Here is a 25,931-nt window from a genome sequence, read left to right as displayed (position 1 = left end):
GTCGGCAGCATGCAGGACATGCTGTTCTCGCAGGGAGATCTGCATGGTGAAGACAGTCCAACCCGTCAAGACATATCTGGTGGCCACGCTGGCCGCCCTGGCCCTGGCCGCGTGCAACCTGAACAATGCCCCCAGCAACGCGGTAACCAAGGTAACCGTCAATCCCGCCAGTGCCTCGCTGACCAAGGCCGCCACGAAGGTCTTCACCGTGAACGTGACGGGCACAGGCACCTACACCAAGGATGTCACGTGGTCGTCCAACAATGTGGCAGTGGCCACGGTCGATCCCACCAGCGGTGAGGTCACAGCCGTCAGCAACGGCACGGCGACGATCACCGCCACGTCGACCTTCGACACCAGCAAGACCGGTACGGCCAGTGTCACCGTCGCGGGCTCCAACTCGGTCACGGGCGTGACCGTCTCGCCGGCGACCCTGTCTCTTCAACCGGGGGCCACCGATACCCTGATGGCGACCGTGCAGGGCACCGGCAGCTACGCCACGACCGTCACCTGGACGTCGAGCAACACCGGGATTGCCACCGTCTCCGCCAGTGGGGTGGTCACGGCCGTCTCGACGGGAACCGCGATCATCACGGCGAAATCCACGGCCGACAGCAGCAAGAGCGCCGCCGCACAGGTCACCGTCGGGAACGCCAACTCGCTGGCCCGGCTGACGGTGACGAACCTGGATGGGGGGCCGTTCCCCGCCTGGCTGTCGTTCAACAAGATCGACCGGACGAAGGACGGCTCGACCACGATCGTCCAGCCCTCGGCAGCGCAGCACACCATCTCGCGTGTCCAGCTGTCGAATACGGGGAGCGATCCCTTGCTCGTGACGCCATCGGTGAGCGGCAATTTCGTGCTGCCTGACGGCGTCAACCAGCGCACCATCGCTCCGAACCAGTCAGTCACGGTGAGCGTCCAGTTCACCGGCAGTGGCAGCACGGTGCAGACCGGAACGCTGACCCTGACGAGCACGGATCCGACCAAGCCCAGCACCAGCCTGAAACTGGCGGGCGCGTGGCAGCCGACGATCGAGAGCAACCCCGAGCCCTCGACGGCCCAGCTGATCAACCAGGTGCTGGGGTTCAAGACCGTGATTCCCAGCGGCGCAGCGATCAATGAGGCTGGCCGGGTGTTCGCGCAGGGCGACGAGGTCATCAGTCCCTACTGGCAGAAGGCCGACGCCGCCAAGGCCGTGAACGTCTGGCAGATCGCGTCGTACCACACCATCGACAATCCTGCGACGCTGTCGTGGTACGCCCGACCAACCTCGAAAGGATCCGCGGCCGTCAAGGGGATCGTCGCGTCGGCGGGCAGCGACGCGCAGGCCCTCTTCCCCCGCAACAACGCAGATCTCAGCAAGGCCGCCCGCGTGGACGGAACACCTCCCGGCAAGACCTTCGGCTTCCGTGTCGACGGCAGCGAATGGAGCGACCCGAGCTTCAACCTGCACAATCCCGACGTCAACGCAGGCTGCACCGGGCCCTGCGGGCAACATCTGCGGTTCTTCAAGGCCAAGGATCCGTCGGGCGCGGTCATGCCGAACACCTACCTGCTGATCATGGACTATTCCGGCATCAACTACGACTACAACGACAACATCTTCCTGCTGTCGAATCTCAAGCCGGCGCCGGTGCTGATCGACACTGGACTCGGGATCGACGCGGCCAGTCGGGGCAACGTCGGGGTGCTTGCCCCGGACAACAACGTGTGGATCTCGGATCAGTACAACTACGACTTCACCCCCAAAGGAGGCGTGGCCACGGTACAGACCTACAAAGCCTTCACGCCGACCGAGGCGTACAACGAACCGAATATCAGCAACCCCTGCGGAGCCGACGTTCCCGGCACCACCAACGACGTGCTGTACAAGACCTACCGGGGCAACACCAGCAAGGCCACCCCCGACGACCGAACCCTCATCTACAACGTTCCCCTTGAAAACGGAACGTACCCGGTGACCCTCCACTTCATCGACCTGTACTCCAGCACGGTGGGTCAACGGGTGTTCGACGTGACCTCCGGCAGCACCACCTTGATCTCGAATCTCGACATCTTCTCGAAGGTCGGAGCGTGCGCCGCCTACGACCAGACGGTAAACGTCCCCGTGACGAATGGCGTGATGAACCTGACCTTCAAGGCCAGCGCGGACTACCCGGCCATCGCCGCCATCGAGATCAACCGCCCCTGAACAGTCTTCACGAACCGGCGCGGTAACATCACACCCAGTCCGAGGCCGGTGTTGGCCGAATTACCCGCCTTAATCCCACGCCCCTCCGGAGCGTACTCCCGAGCGTCAGTGACGCGAATCCGGAACTGGAGTGTCCCTATGCACCTGAAGCACCCTGCGAACGTCGCCGTGATCGGCACCGGGTACGTCGGCCTCGGTACGGCTGGCCTGCTGGCCCACATCGGGCACCATGTGACCGGCATCGACATCGACCAGAACAAGATCGACATGCTGCAGCGGGGCGAGGTGCCCATCCATGAGCCGGGTCTGGACGACCTGCTCTCCAGCCAGGAGGGCCGCCTGAAGTGGACCACCGACTACAGCGCCGTGCGGGACGCCGACGTGATCTTCATCTGTGTGGGCACGCCGCCCGGCCTCGACGGCACGCCGGACCTCCAGTACGTGGTCAGCGCCGCCGCGAGCATTTCCGGGTACCTGAACGGCAACGCGAAGGTGATCGTGAACAAGAGCACCGTGCCGATCGGCACCGGTGACTACGTGCAGCGCCTGCTGGAGGATCACACCAAGGCCTTCGACCCGACCCTGCACTTCGTGGTCAGCAATCCCGAGTTCCTGCGGGAAGGCACGGCGCTCGGGGACTCCCTGTACCCCGACCGGATCGTGCTGGGCGGCCAGTCCGAGGCGCTGGACATCATGACGCAGCTGTACGCGCCGCTGATCGACCAGACCTTCGCCCCCCCCAAGGGCGCGCCACGCCCCGAGTGGTTCACGCGCCCTGCAGTCATCAAGACGTCACTGCAGAGCGCCGAGATGATCAAGTACGCCGCGAACGCCTTCCTGGCTTTGAAGATCTCCTTTGCCAACGAAATCTCGGGCCTGTGCGAGCGGGTCGGAGCGGACATCGAGGAGGTCGCGGCCGGCATCGGCATGGATCAGCGGATCGGGCAGCGCTTCCTGCAGGCGGGCCTCGGCTGGGGCGGCAGCTGCTTCGGGAAGGACACGCAGGGCCTCATCAGCGCCGGGCGCGAGCACCAGTACGACATGCCCATCCTGCAGGCGGCCATCGACATCAATTACCGGCAGCGCCGGGTGATCATCGACAAACTGCTGCGGCACCTCAAGACCGTGAAGGGCAAACGCGTCACGGTGCTCGGCATGGCCTTCAAACCGAACACGGACGATCTGCGGGACGCGCCCACGCACGACCTGATCTCGCAGCTCAACCGCTTGGGCGCCTCCGTGACTGCGCATGACCCGATCGCCATGAAACGCGCGGCGCGCGAGTGGACGCACCTGAACTACACTCCGGCCGCGAGCGTCGAGGAGGCCTTCGACCGGGCTGACGCGATCATCCTCGCGACCGAGTGGGACGACTACATGACCATGGACTGGAACCCGCTGCTGGCCACCATGCGCCGGCCCCTGGTGATCGACGCTCGCAACGTGATCCGCTCGCCGATCAACGCCCTGGTCGAGCAGGTGGGCCGCGACGCGCCGCGCGGGGAACGCCGCCGGGCCGGAGCGGAGCGCGCCTGATGCGGATCCTGCTCACCGGCAGCGCCGGCTTCGTCGGCTCTCACCTGACGGAACGTTTCCTGCAAGGCGGGCATGAGGTCATCGGGGTGGACAACTACATCAGTGGGCAGCGGGACAACACGGCGCTGTTCCTGGGCCAGCCCGGCTTCTCATTCGTGGAAGCAGACGTCAGTCAGGGCATTCCGGATCCTGGCGGCAGGCTCGACTGGGTGCTGCATTTCGCCAGTCCGGCCAGCCCGCCCCATTACCAGCAGTTCCCGATCGAGACGCTGATGGTCGGCGCGCAGGGCACACAGAACGCCCTGGAGCTGGCCCGGGCGCACGGCGCGAAGTTCTTCCTGGCGAGTACCAGCGAGGTGTACGGCGATCCGCACGTTCACCCGCAGCCGGAATCGTACTGGGGACATGTGAATCCCAACGGCCTGCGCTCGTGCTACGACGAGGCCAAACGCTATGCCGAAGCCATCACCATGGCATACCACCGGCATCATGGAGTGGACACGCGCATCATCCGGATCTTCAACACCTACGGTCCGCGCATGCGCCCGGACGACGGCCGCGTGATCACGAACTTCATGCACCAGGCCCTGCGCGGCGACGCCCTCACGGTGTATGGGGACGGCAGCCAGACGCGCTCCTTCCAGTACGTGACGGACCTTGTGGAAGGAATCGTGCGCCTGATGGACGTCGAGGATCACGAGCCGGTGAACTTGGGCAACCCGGTGGAATTCACCATGCTCGAACTGGTCGGCGTCCTACAGGATGTCCTGGGACGGCCTCTGACGACGCTCCGGGAACCCATTCCCCACGATGATCCCAGACAGCGCAAACCCGATATCACACGCGCCCGGACGCTGCTGGGCTGGGAGCCCGTCGTGCCCCTGAGTGACGGACTGCGCCGGACGATCGCGGCGGCCACAGCGCATGATGGGACGGTTGCGGCGACCCCAGCACGTGCCTGACGCGATGCCCCCCGCGCTCCATACGGCGGAGGCTGTGTCTGGAGGACGTGGTTGCGGCAGCGAGCGGACACGCCGGCCTCAGCGGTCAATCCGCTCAACTAGGCCGTGCAGAGACGGAGCGTGGTGTGGATGGCGCCATCCACACCACACGGCTCGACTGAGGTGGGCGTGACCGGCCGAGGGCTTCCCACACCGCTGCTCTCCTGCTACGCCTGCGCCCCGGCCACCGGCACCGAGCCCGGTTTCGGTTGGTACACGGCCACGTACCTTGCCGAGGCGGGCCTGAATGTGCACGTTCTGACGCGTCCCGGAAACCGGCCTGCCATTGAGGCCAGCCACCGGGATCGGCAGGGTAATCTGAACGTGACCTTCTATTATGTTGACCTCCCTCTCCTCTTCAGGCCACTGCGTGAGACGACAGGACTTCACTATCTGCTGTGGCAACTGGCCGCGCTGCGCGTCGCACGTGGCCTCACGCGCCGGGTACCGATTGACGTGGTGCATCACCTGACCTATGGAAGCGTCCAGGGGGGCTCGCTGCTGTGGGCCCTCAACCGTCCATTCGTGTTCGGGCCTGCTGGGGGTGGGCAGACCGCGCCGCCGCTCGCCCGCCGGTACTTTGGCCGTGCCTGGCGCACCGAGCGGCTGCGCACCCTACTGAGCCGGTTGGTCGTTCTCTCCCCGCTCCACCGCTTGATGGCCAGGGGGACTGCGGTCATGTGCGCCACCAACCGGCAGACCGCCGATCTGCTGACCCGCCTGGGCGCGAAGCGGGTGCGGATGGTGCTCGACAGTGGGCTGCCGGACGACCTGATCGCCGGACAGGTTCCGGCGCGCGGTGGCGATACCCTGAACGTCCTGTGGGTCGGCCGGCTGCTGAAGCGCAAGGCGCTGCGCCTTGCCCTGGAGAGTGTCGCGGCGCTGGAGGTTCCGGTGCACCTCACCGTCGTGGGCGACGGGCCGGACGGCGCGCTGCTGGACGGCTGGATCGAGGAACTGGGACTGCAAGGGAAGGTCAGTGCTCTGGGCCGGATTCCCTGGCTGGACGTGATGAACCTGTACCGTGAGCAGGACGTGTTCCTGTTCACCAGCCTGCGCGACTCCTTCGGGTCACAGCTGCTGGAGGCGGCCGCCCAGGGCCTGCCCATCGTGTGCCTGGATCACCAGGGGGCCGGGGATGTTCTGCCCGCCGAGGCGGCATTCAAGGTGCCCCTGCGCACGGAGGCGACCCTGGCGACAGACGTGGCGGCCGCCCTGCGCCGCTTCGCCGAACTCGGTCTCCCCGCGCGCGAACAGATGGGACGGGCGGCGCTGACCTTCGCCCGCCAGCACACCTGGGCCGCCAAGGCGGCCGGTTACCTTCAGCTCTACCAGGAGATCCGCGTTCCATGAAAGTGGTGATGGCGCATACCTTCTACAAGCAGAAGGGGGGCGAGGACGAGAGCTACCGGGCGGAGTCCCGGCTGCTCGAAGACCACGGTCATCACGTCGAGCGCTACGAGCGCCACAACCGCGAGCTCGACGCCCTGCCCGCGGCGCGCATCGCCCTGAAGACCATCTGGAATACCCAAAGCGCCCGTGAAATCGCGGCCGTGACGTCCCAGGCGCAGGCAGACGTGGTGCATTTCCAGAACACGTTCCCGCTGATGTCGCCCTCGGTGTATGGCGCCGCGCGCCGTCAGGGAGCGGCGGTGGTGCAGGCGCTGCGCAACTACCGCCACTCGTGTGTGAATGGCCTGCTGTTCCGGGACGGTCAGATCTGCGAGGCGTGTACCGGCCGGGCCTTCGCGCTGCCCGGAATCGAACACCGCTGCTACCGGCACAGCGCGGTGGGGTCGGCGGTCGTGGCCTCCATGCAGTCGACGCACAAGCTGCTCAGAACGTATGACCGGCAGGTCGATCTGTTCATCGCAGTCTCCAGTTTCGTGCGGCAGAAGTACATCGAGTTCGGCATTGACCCGGAGAGGATTGTCGTCAAGCCGAACTTCGTGTATCCGGATCCCGGAGCGCAGCTCGCGACCGGTTCGTACGCCGTGTTCGTCGGTCGACTCAGTGCCGAGAAGGGAGCCCGTCGCCTGATCGAGGTGTGGCTCCGGGAGCGCCTGGGCATGGAACTGCGGATCGTGGGCGACGGCCCTGAACGGGCTGGGCTCGAAGCGCTGGCTGATGACCATGATGGGATCTCCTTCCTGGGCAGCCTGCCCCTGACAGAGACCTACGCGCAGATCGCGGGCGCCGCCTTCGTGGTCGTGCCCTCTGAGTGGTATGAGCCCTTCGGCCGGACGGCCGTGGAGGGCCTCGCCCACGGCACGCCCGTCGTCTGCGCGGCCATCGGAGGTCTGGGCGAGATCGTGCAGGACGGCGTAACTGGCTTCACGTTCACGCCGGGCCACTCGGACTCGCTGGCCGGCGCGCTCCACCAGGCGGTGGCGCGGCGCGACGATGTATCCATGAGAACCGACGCCCGCGCTGCCTACGAACGCTGGTACTCGCCGGACTCGAACTACGCTGTGCTGATCAGCGCCTACCAGCGGGCCATGAATCACCGTCAGGGGCGCTGAATCTCGCCAGGCGGGAACTCCATCGCCAATCGAATCTGACGCACACCTGATGAAAGATGTGTGAGAACTCATGGAATTGCCAGCATGGAACGCCGCCCCTCCGGTCTAATGGGCAGCGGCCAGTGGTCGTCCAGTAATTGTTGGGTGACAATCCGTTCCTACACTGGAGGCAGCATCCGCACCATCCCAAAGGATGGATCCAGCCCAAGAGCATCCACCGGATCATTGAGAGCACCACGACCCGGAGGGAGCGGAAAGTCTCGGAGACCACATGTTGACGGTGAACGTACTCGGCCACACGCACATCACGTACAAGGGCAGCCTCGTGCCCCTCTCCGCGAAAGCCGTGGCGTTGATCACGTACCTCGCCCTGGAGCGGCTGCCTCAGCACCGCGAACGGCTCGCCGACCTGCTCTGGTCCACCGCTGAAGCCCGCAAGAACCTGCGCGTCGAACTCGCCCGCATCCGGTCTGCGGGCCTCGATATTTTTCCCCGCAGCCGCCAGCTGCTGTATCTGGAACACGTCACCACGGATCTCGAGGTCTGGAGATCGCGCCTGAACAGCGGCATGGATCAGCCGGAACTGGCGCACTGGCTGGCCATGCTGCGGGGTCTGCCGTTGAGCGGGATGGAGGATCTGGGCAGCACCGCCCTGCAGGAATGGGTCGATCAGCAGCGCTGCACCCTCGAAGAGCAGGTCGAGCAGGTGCTCGAGCAGGCCCACCGTCGCTTCCTCGACGACAACAAGGTCTGGGCCACCCGCATCATCCAGGGTAGGGCCGCCGCGCTCGGCTACCACCTCGACGTTCCCGTGGTCGAATCCACCCGCCCGGCAGCCCCCGCACGACCGCTGGAGAGTTCCCCGCCGCCGCCGGAACGGGATGACGCCGTCGCCGACCTGGCCGACGATTCGACGCCCGACGAGGAGCGCCTGCTGGTGCGCGCCCTGGAACACGCCCGCGTGCAGCCGCAGGTCGTGGTGGTTCACGGCCCGCTGGGCAGCGGGAAATCCTACCTGACCGAGCACGTCTTGCAGAGCCAGGACTGGCTGACAGTGCGGGTGCGCAGTACCCGGCTGAGCCGCCTGGTGATCGCCTCGATCGCCCAGGAGCTCGCGCGCCTGACCGACGCCGCCGATGCCGACGCCCTGCGGCGCCTGCTGCTCCATCCCGGCACCCTCGAAGAGGACACGGTCAAGCTCGCCACGATCACGGCCCGGCTGCCGAACCCGGTCGCGCTGGTGCTCGACCATACCCAGAGTGCTCCCGTGGAACTCGCGTCCCTGCTGGAATTCATCCTGATGTCGCCGTGCAGCGCGCCGCGCGCCGTGGTGCTGCTGTCCCGCACGCCCCCCGCCAAATCGCCGCTGTGCCGGGCCGTGATGCGCCGCCTGGAAGCCGGTCAGTGCACGTCCATCGAGATGAGCCCGCTGACCGTCAAGGGCGTGGAACGGATCCTGAGAGACCGCTCCTTCGGCAGCGCGAGTGTCGAGCGCGCGGCCGAACTGCTGCAGCGCAGCGAAGGAAACGTTCTGCACCTCTTGAGCCTGCTGGAGCAGGAGCGGCAGGTCACCGGACACACCGGTCAGCGGCTGCCCGGCCAGGTGCGCGAGCATTACGCCGGGGAGATCGACGGCTGGCCCGAACCGCTGCGCGAGGCACTGGGGTGCCTGAGTGTCATCAACGGGGATTTCGACGTGCACCTGATGCGCGCCGCCCTCGACGCCCCCAGCATGGCCTTCGCCCAGTCAGTGCTGAAAGAAGCCCTGGATCGAACCTGCCTGATCGAACGCGAAGCGGATGTGCCGCTGACGTACCCAGGGCTGTCGGCTCCAGCGCAGCGCACGGGCGGACAGGAGCTCTATGCGTTCCGTTCCGAGGGCCTGCGCGTCAGTGTGGCCAGCAGCCTGCCGCACGAACAGCGCCAGGCGGTACGCCGCCGCCTGGCCGCCGCCCTGGAAGACTACGAACCGGGCCTGGCCCTGTATTACGCCGAGCGGGTCGGACACGATCAGGTGACCGAGCGCCTGCGGCGCACGTACCATTCTCGCCTTCCAGGAGACAGCCCGCTCCTGAGTTCCACGATCGGCGACTACTCGGATCCCATGCGGACGACCGTGCCGGTGGTGCAGGCCCCGCCCAGACTCAGCGGCGCCGATCAGACGGCCGCCACCTGGCAGGGCTACAGCCTGTCGCGCGGGGCCGGCGGCTGGCTCAGCATTGTCAGTCAGGGCCGCTCCGGGCACCCCCGGACCCTGCGCCTGCACGTTCCCATCCCCGCCCCAGACGGCGCCGGGCCCCGCAGCGTCCGGCTGGTGTGGCGACTGGAGTTCTTCCAGGGGGGCAACGACCTCGGACCCCTGCTGGCCCCCTTCGCCCTCCGCGTGCGCCGCGTGGGCGATCTGGAAGCCCACGTGTTCACGCCCGACGTGCACCGCGAATACACCGAGGACGGCGTGCGTCACCAGCCACACCCGGATCTGGGAGCGGGTATCTGGATGGTTCACCGCCTGACCCTTGCGCCTACCCAGACGGCCGGAGAGATGCTCGAACTCAGCGTGCGTGGGGTGGACGTGGCCCTGACGCTCGGACAAGTGGAGGTCGACGGGGTCGAACTGCTGGGAATCGCCCAGAGTGAGGGAACCCCTGTGGCCCTTCCAGCGCTGCGTTCCCTGTCGCGGTTGAACTGACCGCCTGAGCGGGAGGCAGGGTTCGGTGCCTTCTCCGCAGGCCAGCTGGTTCGATCCGTGGCCCACGGGGCGGGTGGGTCAGGCCCGCAATACCTCCCGGAGGGTCAGCAGGTTGAGGATCACGGCTGGCAACGTCTGCAGCCGGGGCCGGATCGGCGGATGCCCAAGCACCCGACGGCCGAGCGACGTGCGGCGCCAGGTGCCCAGAACCTGTCGAATGGATGAGGTCAACTGCGTCCCACGGCTGACGGTGGTCGGCAACGCTTGGATCAGGTGGCGGATCGTGAGGGGATCGATCATGTCGTCCAGGCGGCTGTTGAAACCCAACAGAACCTCCAGCTGATCCTCGTCGAGCATGCGGAGTTCATGGCTCCAGTCCGCCTCGTAGCCCTGAGAGGTCGCCAGTGGAACCCGGAGGATCTGGGGATCCATCTGCCGCAGGGCCACCTTGAGAATCGTCTTGTGGGACATCAGGTCGACCGGCAGGTGCCCGATGAATTCCAGGATCTGTGTATCCAGGTAGGGCACGTGGATGTTCGCCGCTTGCCCGATGAAGCGTTCACGCCACGGTAGGAACCGGTAGGGTTCGGTTTGCCGGATCATGAGTTCGAGTTCCTGGTGCAGGCCGGTGGCCCACTGTGCACCCTGCGCGAGCAGGGCGTCATATTCCCGCGTCCACGAGGCGAGGAGTTCGGCGTGCACAGGGCCTGACACGTACGGTTCGAGCCACTTCAACTCGTGCGCACCGTTCAGATGCATGCGGGTCAGGGCCTCGGGAGTGGACGTGCTCGCGTGGGTGCGGAGTTCGAAGACCTGTTCGCCGGTGAAGACGTCGGTCGGGTGGCCGGCCGTGACGTCCTGCAGGGCGTCGATTTCCTCGCAGAAGGACACGCCTCCGTGACCCTGGCGCGCATTGAGTGCGATGACCCTGGGCAGGTCGCCCCGGTAGGCGAGGAATTGCTGGTGAGGTACGCCATACTGCGTGGCCAGCCGCACGGCAGCTTCCATGTCGGTGCCGCGCCGGCTGGAGGGCAGGGCGTAGGAGTAGGTGTTCAGGTGCGGGTGTTGCCCGTACAGGAGGGACAGCAGGCCGCGGGAGTCGTAGCCGCCGCTGAGCGACAGATAGGGCCGCTCACGGCTGGCCCGCACCCGCCGGGCGACTGCGCCGCGCATCAGTTCGATCAGCTCACCGGCATGGGCGGCGGCCGGGCGGCCGAGCGGCGCGGGATTGAACGGTACCGTCCAGTACGGCGAGCTGTGTATCCTGTCGGGCCGCACATCATGGAGTTCCGTGGGCGTAAGGGCGCGGACACCTTCGAACAGGGTCAGGCCTGAGGGCAGCCCGCCGTTGACGAGCATCGACGCCACCGCCGCGACGCACAGCGGGCGACGGGTGAACGCCGGCAGGCCGGGCCGGGTCGAGAGGAAGACCTCCTCGTCCGCCGGGGAAGCGTAGAGGGATCGCGTGCCAACACGGTCCGTGAGGGCCAGCACCCGCCCGGCGTCCAGATCGAGGATCAGCAGTGCGAAACTGCCCTCCAGTTGGGCGGCGAATCCGTTCCCGACGGCGCGGTAACGCTCCAGGGCATCGTCCAAGGTGGTGTCGTACAGCGTTCCGAGGAGTGCGCCCACCTGGCCACGCTGCCGGACGACGGTGACCATCCGGCCGTGTGGATCCTGGGTCTCAAGCGTGGCCTGCCACGGGCCGACGGCGAGCCCCCCGCGTGGCAGCGCCCGTCCTGGGGTGGCGCGATGAAGGCGCAGGGTCAGGTGGGCCGCGTCGCAGGTGGGTTCAGGCGCGGTCACGTCACTCCAGGGCGCCCAGCCCAGTCAGGTGCCGGCCGACGATCAGGGTATGAATGTCGTGGGTGCCCTCGTAGGTATCGACGGTCTCCAGATTCAGCATGTGGCGGATGACCGGGTACTCGGTGGTGATGCCGTTCCCACCGTGCAGTTCGCGGGCCAGCCGGGCGCCCTGAAGGGCCACCCGGACGTTGTTGCGCTTGGCGTAACTGACCTGGGCGTAGTTCATCTGCCCGGCGTCCTTGAGCTGACCCAGCCGCCACGCGAGCAGCAGGCCAAGGCTGTGGTCGGTGGCCATGCGCACGAGTTTGTCCTGCACCAGCTGGCGCGCGGCGATCGGTTTGCCGAAGGTGGTGCGGCTGCCGGTATACTCGAGCGTAGCTTGAAGCACCGCTTCGAGCGCGCCCATCGCCCCCCAGGCGATCCCGAAGCGCGCGGAGGTCAGGCAGGACAGTGGGCTTTTCAGGCCGCCACTGCCTGGCAGCAGGTTCGCGGCGGGGATCCGGCATCCGTCAAGCACGATCTCTCCGGTCACGGACGCGCGCAGACTCATCTTGCGGGTGATCTTCGGGGCCTCAAAGCCCGGCGTGTCGGTGGGCACGATAAACCCGCGCACGACCCCCGCGTCGTCCTTGGCCCAGACCACGGCCACGTCGGCGACGGGGCTGTTGGTGATCCACATCTTGGTGCCGCTCAGGACGTAGGCATCGCCGTCCCTGTGGGCACGGGTGCGCATGGCTCCGGGATCCGAGCCGCCATCGGGCTCGGTCAGACCGAAGCAGCCGATCAGCTCTCCACGGGCGAGGCCAGGCAGCCAGCGCTCCTTCTGCTCGTCAGACCCGTACTCGTGAATGGGGTACATCACCAGACTGCCCTGCACGCTGGCCGCCGAGCGCAGGCCGCTGTCCACGCGTTCCAGTTCGTACATCATGGCGCCGTAGGCCGAGTAGGTGGCGCCCGCCCCTCCATACTCCTCCGGCACCGTCGGGCCGAGCAGGCCCAGCGCGCCGAACTGTTTCATCACGTCACGCACCGGCAGGTCGCCACTGTCCCACCAGCCGGCCACCTGGGGCAGCAGTTCCTTGTCGCAGTAGGCGCGTACACTCTCGCGGATCAGGCGTTCCTCTGGCGTGAGCAGGGCGTGCACGTGGAATTCATCGAACATGGGCACCTCGGACAGGGGTGGACGGCGGACAGCACGGCAATGATTGACGTGCAGCATAGAGCGTGCCACCCAGGCAGGCGGCACAGAGTTACGCACCGTCTTAACCCTGAGCCGTTCATAAGCGCGTTCACAGCGAAGTGCGGTGGGTTCAGGGCAGACATGGAAACGCCCGGGCGAAAGCCTGATGGCCTTCGCCCGGGCAGTTGCCGGGACGACCTGCCGGCCGGTCAGTCGTCGGCGGGCAGCGCCTCGAGGGGGGGCGCGGCCTGCATGGTGGAATTCTCCCGCAACCAGTCCAGCAGTTGCCGGATGCTGGCGGTCGCCAGGCCGATGCTGGTGTCCGCCTGCCCGTAGTACACGTGCAGCGTGTCGCCGTCGTCCTGCAGCGTGGTGCCACAGGGGAACACGACATTGTCGACATCACCGACGCGTTCGGCCAGGTCGCGCGGCCCGAAGCACCAGGGATCGCTCCGGCGGATCAGACGCTCCGGGTGGTTGAGGTCGAACAGCGCCAGCCCGTTGCGGTACAGCACGCCGCTCCCGGTGCGCTTGACACCGTGGTAGATGACCAACCAGCCCTCTTCCGTTTCGATGGGCGGCGCGGAGAGGCCCACCTTGTTCGCGTCCCACCACGCGCCCTGCCGGGCCTCGAGGATGGTGCGGGTGTTGCCGAAGTGGTACAGGTTCGCGCTGAACGACAGGTTCATGTTGGCGCTCGTGCTGGTCACCGGCCGGTGGATGGCGGCCCAGTGATCCCCGAACCGGCGGGGAAAGAGCGCGGCGTCCTTGTCCTCGGGTGGAAAGATGATGCCGCGCCGCTCGAAGGTCACGAAGTCGTCGGTGAGTGCCAGCGCCACGCCGGGGCCGTTGTGGCTGTACGCGGTGTACAGCACGGCGTAGCGGCCCTCGTCGGGCAGCCAGGTGATCCGGGGATCCTCGACCCCCCACTCCTCCTCCGGGTGATCCGGGTGTGGGGCCAGGGTCGGGTGGTGGTCGATCTGCCACGCGCTCACGCCGTCGCGGGAGCGGGCGGCCGTCAGGTGCGACAGCCCACGGAAGTCCTCCACGCGGCACAGCAGCAGCGTGGTGCCGTCCTGCAGGCGGGTCGCGCCGGCATTGAAGACCGAGTTCGCCGGGTAGGGCCACTGGGCAGCGGTGAGGATGGGGTTGTCGTCCGTGCGACGAAACAGCACCGGCGAGCGCTTGCGGCCTGGAAGTGACATGCCCAACGGTACTCCACGGGTCATGACGAAACCCTGGCAGCGATGAGCTGCCGGTAGACCTGCAGGTACCCGTCGACCATCCGCTCCACGCTGAAGGTGGCGGCGTGGGCACGAACGGCGGCGCGGTCGAGGCCGTCCAGCGCGTGAAGCGCGGCCACCGCCCCAGCCTCGTCGGGCACGACCCGGCCGCTCACCCCGTCCTCGATCAGTTCTCTCATACTGCCGCGCCCGTAGGCGATGACCGGGGTACCACAGGCCATGGCCTCCAGCACCGAGAGGCCGAAGGGCTCATCGAAATGGATCAGGTGCAGCAGCGCCGCCGCGCCGCCCAGCAGTGCATTCCGCCCGGCCGGATCGACCGAGCCGAGGAAGGTGATGTCCGCGCCGAGGTGGGGCTCAACCTCCCGCTCGAAGTACGCGCGGTCATGGATGATGCCCGCGATCTTCAGCGGCAGGCCGGCGGCGCGGGCCACGCGGATGGCGTCGGCCGCGCCCTTGTCCGGATGGATCCGGCCCAGGAAGGCCGCGTAGGGAGGCTGCTGCGGCTGGGCCCGGAACGTGAACTCGGCCAGGTCGATGCCGTGGTACACCGTGGCGATGTACGGCAGGTTCGGCGAGCGATCGGCGTCACTGATGCTCACGAAGTGCACGCGATCCGCGTAGGCGGTGTACGCGGGCAGGATCGCCGCGCCGGAGAAGCCGTGGATGGTCGTGACCGTGGGAATGTCCACCAGCGACGCGAACATCAGCGGCAGGAAGTCCGCATGGTTGTGCACGATGTCCACCTGTTCGGCGGCATTGAAGGCATGCGCGAGGTGCAGCCCCTCCCAGACCTTCACGTCCATCCCCGGCGTCTCCTCGTAGGGAGTGGGCACGACTGCGCTGAGCCGGGCCGAGGTCAGGGCGTCCTGGGTGGCGTAGAGGGTCACGTCGGCTCCAGCGGCAACGAGTCCCTCGGTGAGCAGCGAGACCACCCGCTCCCACGGCCCGTAGTGCCTGGGGGGAACGCGCCACGCGATGGGGGCGAGCATCCCGATCCGCACCGGCCGATCCTCTACGGGGTGCCGGGCCAGCGGATGCTGAATGCCCGGCCGCTCCAGCACCGCACGCTCAGTCACCGGTGAGCGTCCCCGCACTGGGCGTGAGTTGGGCTGCGCGCAGATCTGCGACGCTCTGCCACAGGGCCAGGGTGCTCTCGGCGCCCTCGTTCATGTTCAGGCGGTCGCGGTGCAGGCCGTCGCGGCAGCCACCGCTCGCCGGGTTCAACAGCGGCTGCCTCAGTGGGTTCACGCCCAGCAGCCAGTTCACGGCGCGGCGGGCCAGATCCAGCCAGCGCTCGTCGGACGTGACCGCGTAGGCTTCCAGGTCGGCGGCGACCGTAGCGTAGACCTCGATGGGCTGGCCGTCCCACAGCGGCCGGGCCTCGCCGCTGCGGTACACGCGTTCGCTGCCCACCGGCCAGAAGGTGCCGTGCGGACCCGTCTGCACGCCTTCCAGCCAGGCGAGCGTCTCCAAGCCCAGGGCGATGTCGCCCGGCGCCGCATACGCGCGGCCATAAGCGAGCAGGCCGTGAGACAACTTCGCGTTCGAGTAGCTCAGGTACGGTTCGAACCATGGCCAGTCGGGTCGGGCGTGAGCCCCGTGCAGGCGGCGTAGGTTCATGGCGTAGCGGTGCGCCACGTCGTCACGGTCAGGGTTCGGCCCGCCCGCGAGCCGCTGGTCGGCGAGGGCCATCAGGGCCAGGGCCTGCGCGCGCGGACTGTCCAGCTGCCCGATCGCTGTCCAGGCGTGAGCCAGGAGTTCCTGCGCGGCTCCGCGCAGACCGGGTTCCCTCAGGTCACGCGCCGCGACGACCAGGGCGCGCACGGCTCGGGCCTGGGCGTTCTCGGATCCGCGCGCTTCCAGCCAGCGGCGGTCGTATGACATGAAGTTCCGGAAGTACCCGTCCCCATCCAGCGCTCCGTGCAGGAAGGTCAGGGCGCGCCGGGCGAGCAGCGGCGCGTGCGGGTCGTCCGGGCAGGCGGCGGCCAGCATCAGGGCGCGGGCGTTGTCGTCGGTGGTGTAGCCCTCGTGGGGGTTGGCCAGCGTGAAGGTCGCGTGCTGGAACACCCCGGTGTCGTCCGACAGGGCCGCCACATGCCTCAGCGTCACGGTTGGCAGCGCAGGCAGCGGCTGCGTGAGCGTGACCGCGCGACCCGTTTCCGCGAACACCTGCAGGTACTGTGCGCCGATGGCCGGCCAGGTCATGCCCTGGCCGTAGGCGCGGGCACGGGCTTCCAGCGCGGCGCGCCGCTGCGGGTCGTCCAGCAGGCCCAGCAGCGCGGCCGTGAGGGCCGGCGTGTCGTGGAAGGGCACGAGGACGCCCCGGTCGTCGGCCAGCAGTTCCTCGGCATGCCAGTACGGCGTGCTGATGACGGCCTTGCCGTTGCCGAGCGCGTACGCCAGGGTGCCGGACGTGATCTGCTCGCGGTTCAGGTAGGGCGTGAGGTAGATGTCGGCCGCCGCAATGTAGCGGCCCAGCTCGTCCAGGGTGGCGAACCGGTTCTCGAAGCGCACGTGCTCCGCCACGCCGAGTGACGCGGCCAGCGCCATCAGGCCCTCGCGGTACGCCTCGCCTTCCCGCTCCCGCAGATGCGGATGGGTGGCGCCCAGCACCAGATACGTGACGTTCGTATGGGTGGCAACGACGTCGGGCAGGGCCCGGATCGCGTTTTCCAGACCCTTGTTCGGGGAGAGCAGGCCGAAGGTGAGGATGACCTCGTGGCCAGCCAGCCCGAGCTCGGCCTTCTGCTCCTCCCGGTCGAAGTCCAGCAGGGGCATACCGTGGTGGATAAACTCGATCTTGCCGGCGGGGATGCCCTGGGCGGTCAGGAAATCCACGGCCCGCGCACTCATCACGACGAGGCGCTCGCTCAGCACCGCGAGTTCCTCGATGACCGCACGCTGCTCGGGCGAGTACGTTTCAAGCACCGTGTGCAGGGTCGTGATGACCGGTACGTCCAGGCCGCGCAGCAGCGTGAGCAGGTAACTACCGGCCGGGCCGCCGTAGATACCGAACTCGTGCTGAACGCACACGACGTCCACGTTCAGGTCGTTGATGGTCTCGGCGGCGCGCTGGTAGGCCTCGGGATCACCCTGCGGAATCGTGAGGGCCACACGTTCCGGGTACTGCTGGACATGGCCGTCGTCCATGGCGACGACGACGACGTCCAGTGCCGGTTGGGCCGCCAGGAGGGCATCGGCGAGATCGGCTGTGAAGGTGGCGATACCGCACTGGCGCGGCGTGTGGTTTCCCAGGAGCAGGACACGTCGGATAGTCATCTTGTGTTCCCCCAAAGAGCGCAGTTCGGAACAGAACTGTTGCGATGGGGTCATTGTGGGGGCACGCCTCCCCCTGTGGCTGAAGCTTCGCCCAAGAAACCTGAACCTGACGGCCCACACGCTTGAGCAATACTTCACTTTGTACTCCGCCGCCCCCGTGTGAACAATTCAACCGTAACGTGATGCCCACTGTCCCGTAACGGCGCTGAAAGTTGAAGTTCAGCCATGGCAAGTCCAGGGAACAAGAATGGGAACAGCGGTCAGGCGACCGCGCAGTGTGGTGACCCGGTACCCACGACACCTGACCGTCCGAGGATTGACCGCTGACTCCGGCGCTACCGTGCCTTGACCTTCCAGGACTAGGCTGACGGGATGTTCGACCTCCCCCACCTGATCCAGAGCGTGTCCTACGCTGGAATCTTCGGCCTGGTCTTCGCCGAGTCCGGCCTGCTGGTCGGCTTTTTTCTGCCTGGCGACAGTCTGCTGATCACGGCAGGCCTGCTCGCCCGGCAGGGCACCCTGCACCTGCTTCCGCTGATGCTGGCCGCCGTGGCGGGCGCGGTGATCGGAGATTCGGTGGGCTACGCGATCGGCCGCCAGTTCGGGCCAGGGGTGTTCAGCCGCCCGGGAAGCCGCGTCTTCAAGCCGGAGTTCGTGGAACGCACCCGCGCGTTCTTTGCCCGGCACGGCAGCAGGGCGCTGATCATGGCCCGCTTCGTCCCGGTCGTGCGGACGGCGGCGCCCACCCTGGCGGGCGTGGGCAACATGCCCTACCCGCAGTTCCTGGCGTACAACGCCGTGGGTGGCCTGCTGTGGGCGCTGGCCGTCCCGCTGCTGGGCTACGCGCTGGGCAGCGTGATCCCCAACCTCGACCGGTACATCCTGCTGATGGTGGGCGCGGTGGTCGTCCTGAGTTTCATTCCAGTCGCGCTCGAAGTGCGCCGTGGGCAGGCTGGGCAGTGAAACCCGTTCTCACTGCCCTCGCGCTCGCAGTGGGCCTGAGCGCTCAGGCCGCCACGTCCTCCCCCGTGCCGTTCGATCACGTGTTCCTGATCGTGCTGGAGAACACCAGTTACGCGCAGGCGATCGGGAACCCGAACCTGCCCACCCTGAATGCCCTGGCACGCACCTACGGGCTGGCCACGACCTACACCGGAGTTGCGCACCCCAGCCTGCCGAATTACGTGGCCATGATCAGCGGCTCCACTTTCGGCAGCGTCTCCGACGACCCCACGCAGCGCTTTGCAGGTGACACCCTGCCCCTGCAGCTGGAACGCGCCGGGCTCGACTGGAAGGGGTACTTCCAGGGGCTTCCCAGCACCGGGTGGGACGGCGGCGCGGCCGGCGCCTACGGCAAGAAGCACAACCCCTTCATGCTCTCGGCGGAGATCGCGGGCAGTCCGGCCCGGCGCGCGAAGGTGGTGTCGCTCGATCCCCTTCAGGGCGACCTGACATCCGGACACGTGCCCGCCTTCAGTCTGATCGTGCCGGACGTGTGCCATGACCTGCACGGTGCAGTGACCTGCCCGCCGGGCCGCACGCTGCAGCGCGCGGGCGACCGCTTCGTGAAGACGTGGACGGACGCGATTCTGGCCTCCCCGGCGTGGACAGGGCGATCGGCCATCGTGATCACCTTCGACGAGGGCAGCGATGATGCCGGCGGGGGCGGCACGGTTGCCACGGTGGTGGTCACGACCTCGGGGCCACGGGGCGTGAAGTCCCGCGTTCCGTACAACCACTATTCGCTGCTGCGAACCCTGGAGGACGCCTGGGGGCTCCCGCCACTGCGGCAGGCGGCCCAGGCCACTCCGATGACCGACCTGTTCGGGCCGTAGCGGTCTGCCGCTTGCTCTGTGGGCGCGTTAGTCCCTGGGGGCGAGCAGGGTATTGCCCACGGCGCGGCGCAGGCCCTGGATATCGAAGCCGGAGTGCCGGGTGGGATGCACGCGGTTGGTGAGCAGCACCCAGGCCAGGCCGCGGGCGTGATCCACCCACAGCCCGGTGCCGGTGAAGCCCGTGTGACCGACCGCCAGGGGGCTGGCGAGACTGCCGCCGCTCCAGCCGGCCTGCGCCTGCACGAAGGTCAGGGTGCGGCCGGGGGCGGCCGGGCGGAGCGCGGCGTCCTGCGCGGCGGCCGGGAGCCAGCCACCGCGCAGGATGAGTTCCGCCTGCCGCAGGACGCCGCCCAGCGTGCCGAACAGCCCCGCGTGGCCGGAGACGCCGCCCAGTGCCCCGGCGTTCTCGTCGTGCACCTCGCCGCGCAGCATCCGCTCCCGCCACGCACAGCGTTCCGTGGCGACGGAACGTGCGGCCTCCGGGGCGAAGGTCAGGCCGGCGTCGAGCGGGAAGTCGCGCAGGGGCCGGCCGTGTACCCGCTCCAGCACGCGGCCCAGCAGGATGTACCCCAGATCCGAGTACACGACCTCCCCGGGATCGCGCATGGTCCAGGGTTCCTGCAGCACGCGCGCGCGGATGGTGGCCGCGTCGCCCCAGGTGTACAGCGGTGCCCACGCGGGCAGGCCAGCGGTGTGTGTGAGAAGCTGCCGCAGGGATCTCGTCCGGAGCGGCGTGTCCTGCATCCACGCGAGCTCCGGCAGGAAGGTGCCGAGGTCATCGTCGAGGTCGACGCTGCCGGCGGCCACGGCGCGGAGCAGCTCACGGGCCGTGAACAGCGGTTTGGTCAGGCTTGCCAGGTCGAACAGATGATCTGCTGTGAGCGCCCTGGCGTCCGGATCGCGCTGGGCGAGACCCAGCACCAGCGTCTGAGCGGCGCCGCGCGCGTCCACGACGCCCAGGGCGGCGCCGGGCAGCCCGCCCCCGTCGATCGCGGTCTCCAGCAGGCTTCGGGTGACCTCGGGAATCATGGGCGACCCAGGGCCAGTCGGGCGTGGCCGTCGGTCTCGCGCAGCCGGGAGGCCGCTCCCTCCGCGTCCACCCCGAGGAGCAGCATCACGATGGCGGTTTTCACGTGACCGTCGGCGTGGCCCAGGGCCGACCGGGCCTGCTCGTCGTCTACTCCGGTCGCGTGCTGCACCAACCGCACGGCACGGCCCTGGAGTTTCTCGTTGCTGGCCCGCATGTCGACCATCAGGTTCCCGTAGACCTTACCCAGCTTGACCATCAGGGCGCTGGAAATGGTGTTCAGCGCGATCTTCTGCGCGGTTCCGGCCTTCAGGCGGGTACTTCCGGAGATGACCTCCGGGCCGGTGTCGAGCAGCACCGGCCAGTCCGCCGTGGTCAGCAGGGGCGTGCCGGGGTTGTTCGCGATCCCGACCGTGAGGGCAGCCGCCTGTCTGGCCGCGCGCACCGCTCCCAGGACATACGGCGTGGTGCCGCTGGCAGCGATGGCGATCAGCACATCCTGCGGGCCGGTGCCAGCGGCCTTCACGTCGGCCTCTCCGGAGGCGTGGTCGTCCTCGGCCCCCTCGACCGCCTGACGGATGGCGACCTCGCCGCCCGCGATGAGCGGCACGGCCCGCGCAGGTGGCCAGGAGAAGGTGGGAGTCAGTTCCGTGGCGTCCAGCACGCCCAGCCGGCCGCTGGTGCCGGCGCCGGCATAGACCAGCCGGCCTCCGGCGCGCAGGCGCGGCAGGGCGGCCTCGACCACGCGGCCGAGGGCCACCGAGGCCAGCTGAACGGCTTTCACGGCGTCCTGCTGGTCGTCCACGAACGCGCTGACCAGTTCCTGCGTGCTCAGGCGATCCAGGTCGGCAAGGCCCGGATGGACCGCCTCAGTGCGGCGGGGATCGGCACTCACAGGCACACCGACTGCGGATGAACCCGGAGGGGTGTTCCAGCGCACCTGCGAGTCTGTGGCCTCTGGCCTCGCGGCGCGGCCATCAGCTGTCACTGTCTCCGTGGAGTTCCATCACGAAGTCGAAGCGGTCGCCACGATACTGGGCGCGGGCGTACTCGACGGGCACACCCTCGGCAGTCCAAGACACGCGCTCGGTGGAGACCAGCGCCGCCCCGACCGGAACCCCCAGCTGACCGGCCAGGGTGAGATCAGCATTGATCGCCCGCAGGTGCCGGATGCCCCGGCTGGGCTCCAGGTTCCGCGTGCGCAGCAGCAAGTAGAGGCTGGTGTCGGTCACGTGCGCGGCCGTCAGGGTGCCGACCAGACCGGCCGGCAGGGTACTTTCCTCGATGGCCAGGGGCTCGTCGTTCGCCGTCCGCAGCCGCCGCACGCGGTAGACGGACTCGGTGGGCGAGAGGGCCAGGCTCAGGGCCTCGTGCGCGGTGGGACGCCCCCGCTCGAAACTCAGGACGCGCCCACCGGGCCGCTGGCCGCGCGACCGGACGTCCTCGCTGAAGGACGACAGCAGGCCCAGCGGCCGGCTGGGCATCTCTCCGCGCCGCACGGGCGGCGTGACGAAGGTGCCGCTGCCGTGCTTGCGCAGCAGCAGGCCCTGTTTTTCCAGCAGGGCCAGCGCCTGGCGCACGGTGACGCGGGAGATGCCCAGCTGCGCCGCGAAGTCACGTTCGGCAGGCAGGGCACTCCCCCGGCGCAGGTCGCCGTTCTCGATGCGCCGCTGGAGCTGCTGCGCCACCTGCACGTACACCGGCGTGGCGCTCGCCGCGTCGATCGGGAGGGACCAGTGGTCGGTCATGGACATCGCCACGGAGAATACCACTTCCAGGCCACACGGCGGAAGACTTGCAAGTGGACAGGCAGTGGTATTAGTCTGGGCGGAACATTCACCCGCCCCACCCGCAGCAGTTCCGGAGGTTCTCATGTTGAAGCGTCCCACTCCCCCCCTGGCCCTGGCCCTCGTCACCCTCGCGCTGATCGGCAGCGCCGCCGCCGCGCCCAAGAAGTTCACCGGCTACAGCGCCCTGGGCGTCGTCGACGGCAAGTCCGGCGGCACCTACACCCTGGCCCTCGGCGACAGTCCGCAGAGCCTGAACTACTACGGCGCGATCGACAACAACCTTGGCCTGATCGCCCAGCAGCTGTTCGACGGCCTGGTCGAGTTCAACCTCTCCACCTACAAGATCGAGCCCGCACTGGCCGAGAGCTGGACGATCAGCCCGGACGGCAAGGTGTACACCTTCAAACTGCGTCAGGGCGTGAAGTGGAGCGACGGCCAGACCTTCAACGCCGACGACGTGATCTTCACGTACAAGAACCTCGTGGCGAACCCCGAGACGCGCGCCGGGGACGCCGGGAACTTCACGCTCGGCGGCCAGCCCGTGACCTTCACCAAGGTCGACGACTACACCGTGCGCTTCACCCTGCCGCGCCCGGCCCCCGCCTTCCTGCTGCAGCAGCGCTACTTCATCATGCCGCAGCACAAGCTGCTCAAGATGTCCATCGACGGCGGCGCCAAGCCCGCCGACATCAACAACGCGTGGCCGACCAACGTCGCCCCCAGCGAGGTCGTGGGCACCGGGCCCTTCAAGCTCGACTCGTACACCAGCGGCCAGAAGGTCACGCTCGTGCGCAACCCCAACTACTGGAAGGTGGACGGCAAGGGCCAGAAGCTGCCGTACCTGGACAAACTCGACTTCCTGGTCATCCGCGATCCGCAGGCCCAGCTCGCACAGTTCCTTGCCGGGAACCTCGACCAGCTGAATTCCAACGGCGCGCAGTTCCCGGATCTCAAGCAGAAGGAAGTGGCGGGCGGGAACTTCAAGGTGAACCGCTTCACGGCCCTGTTCGGCAGCCCGCCCTTCGTGGCGTACAACTTCGACGACAAGGATCCGGCCGTGGCGAAGGTCTTCAGTGACGTGCGCTTCCGCCGCGCCATGCAGTCCGCCGTGAACCGGCCCCGCATCATCGACACGGTGTACAACGGCCTCGCCAGCCTGCCCGGTCACGGCGTCGCGCCCGCCAACAAGGCCTTCTATGTCAACACCACCCGCCAGCTCGGCAGCTTCGACCTGGCCGCGGCGGGCGCAGCGCTGGACGCCCTGGGCCTGAGCAAGAAGAATGCCGCCGGCACGCGCCTGCTGCCGAACGGCAAACCCCTGGAGTTCGACCTGACCTACGGCACGGACTCTGCCGTGTACCCGCCCATCGCCACCATCCTGCAGAGCGACTTCGCGAAGATCGGCGTGAAGGTTAACCTCCGCGGCATCCTGAGCAGCAAACTGCTCTCGACCGGTCTGGCGGGCGATTACGACATGATCCTGCACGCCTTCGGTGACCAGCCCGATCCGGAACTGCGCCGCCCCATCTGGGAGCCCGGCGGCAGCCTGTACTACTGGCACCGTTCGCTCCAGCCTGCCAAGGACGGCGAGACGCCCAACATTGCCAAGATGGCCCCCTGGGAAAAGGAGATCTACAACATCTTCGAGTCGGCAGCGGTCACGCCCAGCGCCAGCGAACGCAAGGCCCTGTACACCCGCTGGCAGCTGCTGTTCGCACAGAACCTGCCGGTCACGCCGATCGCTAAGCCCGAGAACATCGGCGCGGTCAGCAACAAGTTCGGCAACTACGTGTACAACCTCGGCGTGATCCCCGGCTACAACCCCGTGCCACTGATCTACCAGAAGTGATCCTGTGGGGCCGGGCGTATATGCCCGGCCCCGTGTCCATATGCTGCGGGGTATGCGGTGCTGGTGCGTGCGCCCCACGGCCGCATCCGTGCTGGCATCCGTCCCATCCTGCCATCCCGAACCCGACCCAGACTCTGAAAGGAGCCTCCATGCCTTCACTCCACCTGCCGCCCCCCTCCCGCTTCGCCCGGCGTCCCCTCGCCTCGCTGCTGGCCCTGGGCCTGCTGCTGGCGGCCCCCACGGCGCTGGGCGCCAAGGTCGTCGGAGCGAACCTCACGGGGCTGGGCATCGTGCCCGGCAAGAGTGGCGGTACGTATACGCTGCCGCTGGGCGACAGTCCCCAGACCTTCAACTATTACGGCGCCATCGACAACAACACGTACACCGTGCTGAACAACGTCCTGGAGAGCCTCGTCGAGTACAACCTCGCCACGTACAAGCTCGAACCCGGCCTCGCGGAAAGCTGGACGACCAGCAAGGACGGCAAGGTCTGGACCTTCAAGCTCCGCCAGGGTGTGAAGTGGCATGACGGGGAGACCTTCGACGCCGACGACGTGGTGTTCACGTACAACGACATCATCCTGAATCCCGGCGTGCGCGCCAACCAGATTCCGAACCTCACCTTCGGCGGGCAGCCCGTGAAGGTCGAGAAGGTCGACCAGTACACGGTTCGCATGACGCTGAACCAGGCGGCCGGGGCGTTCACGCAACCGCTGCGGACGTTCATCCTGCCCAAACACGTGTTCGAGAAGCTCGACCCGCTGAAGACGCCGGACAAGTTCATGCAGGCGTGGGGCACCGACCATGCCACCGACGTGATCGGCACCGGGCCCTTCAAGTTGGCTGGGTACACGGCCGGGCAGAAGGTCACGCTGGTGAAGAACCCCACCTACTGGAAGACCGACACCAAGGGCACCCGGCTGCCGTACCTCGACAAGCTCGAGTACCTGATCATCCGCGACCCACAGGCGCAGGTGGCACAGTTCCTGGCGGGCAACATCGACGAGATCAACATCACGGGCGCGCAGTTCCCGGATCTGAAACAGAAGGAGGTGGCGGGCGCGCCGTTCAAGGTGCTGCGCAGCAAGGCGCTGTTCGGCAGCCCACCCCACTTCGCCTTCAACTTCGACGCGAAAGACCCGGCGCTCGCGAAGGTGTTCAGTGACCTGCGCTTCCGGCAGGCGATGCAGTCCGCCGTGAACCGCCCGCGCATCATCGACGACGTGTTCAACACCGTCGCCGTGCTCCCTGGTCACGGGGTCTCTCCCATCAGCGAGTGGTACGTGAACACCACCCGCGCCCTGGGCAGCTTCGACCTGAAGGCCGCCGCCGCGAAACTCGACGCGATGGGGCTCAAGGACACGGACCGTGACGGCGTCCGCAACCTGCCCGGCGGCAAGAACCTCGAGTTCGACCTGACCTACCCGACCGACAGCACCATCTACCCGCCGATCGCCACCATCTTCCAGAATGACCTCAAGAGCATCGGGGTGAAGGTCAACCTCAAGGGCCTGCTGGTCGCGAACATGCTCTCGACCGGGCAGGCCGGGAATTACGAGGCGATGCTGTACGCCTTCGGGGACCAGCCGGATCCGCAGCTCCGGCGCGAGATCTGGCAGCCCGGACAGGCGCTGTATTACTGGCACATGGGCACGCGCGGCGCGGACGGCAAGCCGAACTTCGCGGTCATGCAGCCGTGGGAAAAACGCATCTGGGACATCTTCGACCAGGGGGCCACGGTCGTTGACCCGGTGCGGCGCAAGGCGCTGTACGGCGAGTGGCAGGCACTGTTCTCGAAAAACCTGCCGGTCGTGATGATCGCCAAGGCCGACAACCTGGCGGCCGTCAGCAACAAGGTCGGGAACTTCGTGTACAACCTCGGCCCCATCCCCACATACAACACGAATACCTTCATCTACCTGAAGTGAGCCCCTGGAGAGCGCTGGCATGATCGACCCGATTTTTATCCCCACCAC

Annotated in this window: 18 protein-coding genes; 10 read left to right on the top strand and 8 right to left on the bottom strand. The window is 67.6% G+C overall.

Annotation, left to right across the window (positions count from 1 at the left end; genetic code table 11):
- Positions 1-43 precede the first annotated feature (43 nt).
- The 6 genes from E7T09_RS09415 to E7T09_RS09390 all read left to right on the top strand — a co-directional run bounded on the left by E7T09_RS09415 (position 44) and on the right by E7T09_RS09390 (position 9,942).
- A complete protein-coding gene (locus E7T09_RS09415; RefSeq protein ID WP_168734782.1) occupies positions 44-2,194 on the top strand; it encodes an Ig-like domain-containing protein in 2,151 nt (716 codons plus the stop codon).
- Between the two features lie 138 nt (positions 2,195-2,332).
- Positions 2,333-3,730: a UDP-glucose/GDP-mannose dehydrogenase family protein gene (locus E7T09_RS09410; protein WP_136388905.1), complete on the top strand. Its 1,398-nt coding sequence runs from the start codon at positions 2,333-2,335 to the stop codon at positions 3,728-3,730.
- Positions 3,730-4,692, top strand: coding sequence for a UDP-glucuronic acid decarboxylase family protein (locus E7T09_RS09405; protein ID WP_136388904.1), 963 nt, complete (start codon positions 3,730-3,732; stop codon positions 4,690-4,692). The genes E7T09_RS09410 and E7T09_RS09405 overlap by 1 nt, the downstream gene beginning before the upstream one ends.
- A 168-nt stretch (positions 4,693-4,860) precedes the next feature.
- Positions 4,861-6,084 carry a glycosyltransferase family 4 protein gene (locus E7T09_RS09400; protein WP_168734781.1) on the top strand — a complete coding sequence of 408 codons (1,224 nt, stop codon included), beginning with the start codon at positions 4,861-4,863 and terminating at the stop codon, positions 6,082-6,084.
- Positions 6,081-7,253, top strand: coding sequence for a glycosyltransferase (locus E7T09_RS09395; protein ID WP_136388902.1), 1,173 nt, complete (start codon positions 6,081-6,083; stop codon positions 7,251-7,253). Before E7T09_RS09400 ends, E7T09_RS09395 begins: the two co-directional genes overlap by 4 nt.
- A gap of 271 nt (positions 7,254-7,524) precedes the next feature.
- Complete coding sequence (locus E7T09_RS09390; RefSeq protein WP_136388901.1) at positions 7,525-9,942, top strand: AAA family ATPase; 2,418 nt, start codon at positions 7,525-7,527, stop codon at positions 9,940-9,942.
- A gap of 78 nt (positions 9,943-10,020) precedes the next feature.
- Here E7T09_RS09390 and E7T09_RS09385 read toward each other — a convergent pair whose 3' ends face one another.
- The 5 genes from E7T09_RS09385 to E7T09_RS09365 form a co-directional block, all read right to left on the bottom strand.
- Positions 10,021-11,748: an asparagine synthase-related protein gene (locus E7T09_RS09385; protein WP_136388900.1), complete on the bottom strand. Its 1,728-nt coding sequence runs from the start codon at positions 11,746-11,748 to the stop codon at positions 10,021-10,023.
- 1 nt (position 11,749) lies between these two features.
- Positions 11,750-12,910 (bottom strand): acyl-CoA dehydrogenase family protein, encoded by a 1,161-nt coding sequence (locus tag E7T09_RS09380; protein ID WP_136388899.1) that lies wholly within the window; start codon positions 12,908-12,910, stop codon positions 11,750-11,752.
- Between the two features lie 227 nt (positions 12,911-13,137).
- Positions 13,138-14,133 carry a glycosidase gene (locus E7T09_RS09375; RefSeq protein ID WP_136388898.1) on the bottom strand — a complete coding sequence of 332 codons (996 nt, stop codon included), beginning with the start codon at positions 14,131-14,133 and terminating at the stop codon, positions 13,138-13,140.
- A 20-nt stretch (positions 14,134-14,153) separates the two neighbouring features.
- Entirely contained in the window at positions 14,154-15,251 is a 1,098-nt protein-coding gene (locus E7T09_RS09370; RefSeq protein WP_205746971.1) for a glycosyltransferase family 4 protein, read from the bottom strand.
- The gene (locus E7T09_RS09365; RefSeq protein ID WP_168734780.1) at positions 15,244-17,454 is read right to left on the bottom strand and encodes a glycosyltransferase family 4 protein; all 2,211 of its coding nucleotides are present in this window, start codon (positions 17,452-17,454) and stop codon (positions 15,244-15,246) included. The genes E7T09_RS09370 and E7T09_RS09365 overlap by 8 nt, the downstream gene beginning before the upstream one ends.
- Positions 17,455-17,826: 372 nt before the next feature.
- On the opposite strand from E7T09_RS09365, the gene E7T09_RS09360 reads away from it, so the two are divergent.
- Both E7T09_RS09360 and E7T09_RS09355 read left to right on the top strand, forming a co-directional pair.
- Positions 17,827-18,417, top strand: a complete 591-nt coding sequence (locus E7T09_RS09360; protein ID WP_136388896.1) for a DedA family protein — start codon at positions 17,827-17,829, stop codon at positions 18,415-18,417.
- Positions 18,414-19,289: an alkaline phosphatase family protein gene (locus E7T09_RS09355; protein WP_136388895.1), complete on the top strand. Its 876-nt coding sequence runs from the start codon at positions 18,414-18,416 to the stop codon at positions 19,287-19,289. Before E7T09_RS09360 ends, E7T09_RS09355 begins: the two co-directional genes overlap by 4 nt.
- 27 nt (positions 19,290-19,316) lie before the next feature.
- Here the strand turns inward: E7T09_RS09355 and E7T09_RS09350 are convergent, their stop codons facing one another.
- From E7T09_RS09350 to E7T09_RS09340, 3 genes are all read right to left on the bottom strand, one after another.
- On the bottom strand, positions 19,317-20,318 hold the full coding sequence (locus E7T09_RS09350; RefSeq protein ID WP_136388894.1) for a serine hydrolase: 1,002 nt from the start codon (positions 20,316-20,318) through the stop codon (positions 19,317-19,319).
- On the bottom strand, positions 20,315-21,211 hold the full coding sequence (gene murQ, locus E7T09_RS09345; protein ID WP_240741711.1) for an N-acetylmuramic acid 6-phosphate etherase: 897 nt from the start codon (positions 21,209-21,211) through the stop codon (positions 20,315-20,317). Before murQ ends, E7T09_RS09350 begins: the two co-directional genes overlap by 4 nt.
- Before the next feature lie 82 nt (positions 21,212-21,293).
- Positions 21,294-22,064, bottom strand: coding sequence for a GntR family transcriptional regulator (locus tag E7T09_RS09340; RefSeq protein ID WP_240741710.1), 771 nt, complete (start codon positions 22,062-22,064; stop codon positions 21,294-21,296).
- Positions 22,065-22,188: 124 nt separating this feature from the next.
- Between E7T09_RS09340 and E7T09_RS09335 the strand changes: the two genes are divergently transcribed.
- A complete protein-coding gene (locus tag E7T09_RS09335) occupies positions 22,189-23,955 on the top strand; it encodes an ABC transporter substrate-binding protein (protein WP_136388891.1) in 1,767 nt (588 codons plus the stop codon).
- A gap of 149 nt (positions 23,956-24,104) precedes the next feature.
- On the top strand, positions 24,105-25,883 hold the full coding sequence (locus tag E7T09_RS09330) for an ABC transporter substrate-binding protein (RefSeq protein ID WP_136388890.1): 1,779 nt from the start codon (positions 24,105-24,107) through the stop codon (positions 25,881-25,883).
- Positions 25,884-25,931 lie beyond the last annotated feature (48 nt).

Source organism: Deinococcus sp. KSM4-11 (assembly GCF_004801415.1).
In the GTDB taxonomy this organism is placed as follows: domain Bacteria; phylum Deinococcota; class Deinococci; order Deinococcales; family Deinococcaceae; genus Deinococcus.
Note: the sequence above shows the minus strand (reverse complement) of the source record. Positions and strands in the feature narration are given on the sequence as shown.